This window comes from uncultured Planktosalinus sp. (assembly GCF_963973675.1).
In the GTDB taxonomy this organism is placed as follows: Bacteria; Bacteroidota; Bacteroidia; order Flavobacteriales; family Flavobacteriaceae; genus Planktosalinus.
In genome coordinates this window covers 1-2302 of the sequence record NZ_CAXBAN010000401.1, presented here as the reverse complement: position 1 = coordinate 2302, position 2302 = coordinate 1, and the positions used below count along the sequence as shown (strand labels likewise).

Annotated in this window: 2 protein-coding genes; both read left to right on the top strand. The window is 36.2% G+C overall.

Annotated elements, in window-relative coordinates; translation table 11 throughout:
• Positions 1-345: rRNA maturation RNase YbeY (gene ybeY / locus AACY61_RS12620; protein ID WP_339611935.1), on the top strand; the 345-nt coding region annotated here is incomplete at its 5' end.
• 111 nt (positions 346-456) lie between these two features.
• Positions 457-2302, top strand: a 1846-nt coding sequence (mnmG, locus tag AACY61_RS12615) for a tRNA uridine-5-carboxymethylaminomethyl(34) synthesis enzyme MnmG (RefSeq protein ID WP_339611934.1), incomplete at its 3' end; no start/stop codon positions are given.

The window sequence follows — 2302 nt, the reverse complement described above, 5'->3', positions numbered from 1 at the left end:
AAAGAAGGATTTAAATTAGGCGAAATTAGTTATGTTTTTTGCGATGACGAATACTTACACAAGTTGAATATTCAATATTTAAACCATGACACTTTAACAGACATCATTAGCTTTGATTATACAGTTGACGAAGAAATCATCGGGGATATTTATATTTCTATTGAAAGGGTAAGGGAAAACGCAAAAGAATTCAATTCAACTTTTGAAGATGAATTAGCACGGGTTATCATCCATGGTGTTTTACACCTTTTAGGATATAAAGATAAAACTGAACTTGAAAAACTAGAGATGAGGCAAAAGGAAGATAGTGCGGTACAATATTTCAACCGTTTAATGCATAAGTAGCTGTAAAACAGACTATTAATGAACAAACTTATTAAATAATACGTTACTTATATTTGCCCCTTTTTACAAAATCATTGTTCCACGTGGAACATTTAAATATTCACTGTTCTTATGTTTAAAAATGAATATGATGTTATAGTTGTTGGAGGAGGACATGCGGGCTCTGAAGCTGCTGCTGCTGCTGCAAACATGGGCTCAAAAACCCTTTTGATAACAATGAACTTACAAAATATAGCACAGATGTCTTGCAATCCTGCTATGGGTGGAATTGCCAAGGGTCAAATTGTACGCGAAATTGATGCAATGGGAGGATATAGCGGAATAGTTTCAGACAAATCTGCTATACAGTTTAAAATGCTGAACAAATCTAAGGGACCGGCTATGTGGAGTCCCAGAGTTCAAAGTGACCGGATGCTCTTTGCAGAAACCTGGAGACTGATGCTTGAACAAACCCAAAATCTGGATTTTTATCAGGACATGGTTTCCGGATTAATTGTAAATAATCAACAAATAAAAGGCGTTAAAACAGGACTTGGCATAACAATAAAAGCTAAAACTGTAATTCTCACAAATGGAACCTTCTTAAACGGACTTATTCATATAGGAGACAAACAATTTGGTGGTGGCCGTGCAGGCGAACGTGCATCAACTGGCATAACTGAGGATTTAGTTAATCTAGGGTTTGAATCCGGTCGAATGAAAACCGGGACACCCCCTCGTGTAGATGGCCGCTCACTTAATTTTTCTAAGATGGAAGAACAACCCGGTGATCCAGTCCCAGAAAAATTTTCATTTTCAAATCAAACCAAACCTTTAAACAAACAACGTTCTTGTTATATGACTTATACAAGCCCTCAGGTTCATGAGTTACTTAAAGAGGGCTTTGACAGGTCGCCAATGTTCAATGGCAGGATTCAAAGTATAGGCCCAAGATATTGTCCTTCTATTGAAGATAAAATCAATCGATTTTCAGATAAGGATCGTCATCAACTTTTTGTTGAACCCGAAGGTTGGAACACTGTTGAATATTATGTTAACGGTTTTTCTACTTCTTTACCTGAAGACATTCAATTTAAATCATTGCGCTCTGTAGCGGGATTTGAAAATGTAAAATTTTTCAGACCCGGCTATGCAATCGAATATGATTATTTTCCGCCTACACAGTTAAAACATACACTAGAAACCAAACTAGTTAACGGCTTGTATTTTGCCGGACAAATCAATGGCACAACAGGTTATGAAGAAGCAGCTTCTCAGGGCTTAATGGCAGGGATCAATGCGCATTTAAAAGTTTTTGATAAAGAACCGTTTGTTTTAAAACGTAATGAAGCTTATATAGGTGTTTTAATTGATGATTTAATCACAAAAGGCACCGAAGAACCCTATAGAATGTTTACTTCCAGAGCTGAATACAGAACACTTTTACGACAAGACAATGCTGATTTTAGACTCACTCCAAAAGCATTTGAAATCGGATTAGCCAAAGATTCAAGATTGCAAAGAATGCAGGAGAAGCATATTAAATCTTCTGAATTTGTTGACTATTTTAAGGAAACCAGTTTCTCAGTTGAAGAGATTAACCCAATACTTCAGGAAAAAGATTCTGCATTAGTAAAACAGAGTGATAAAATGTTTAAGGTTTTTTCAAGACCCAATATCACATTAGAGGATATGCGAAAAATCCCGGAGGTAGAAGCCTACATTAATGAAAACAATTTAGACAACGAGGTATTAGAGCAAGTAGAAATACAAGTAAAGTATTCAGGCTACATTGACAAAGAAAAGAACAATGCCGATAAGCTTAACAGACTTGAGGGTATTAAAATTCCGATTGATTTTGATTACTCAAAGCTTAAATCACTTTCATTTGAAGCGAAAGAAAAGCTGAGTAAAATCCGCCCCACAACAATTTCTCAGGCGTCCCGTATCAGTGGAGTTTCTCCCAATGATATTTCAG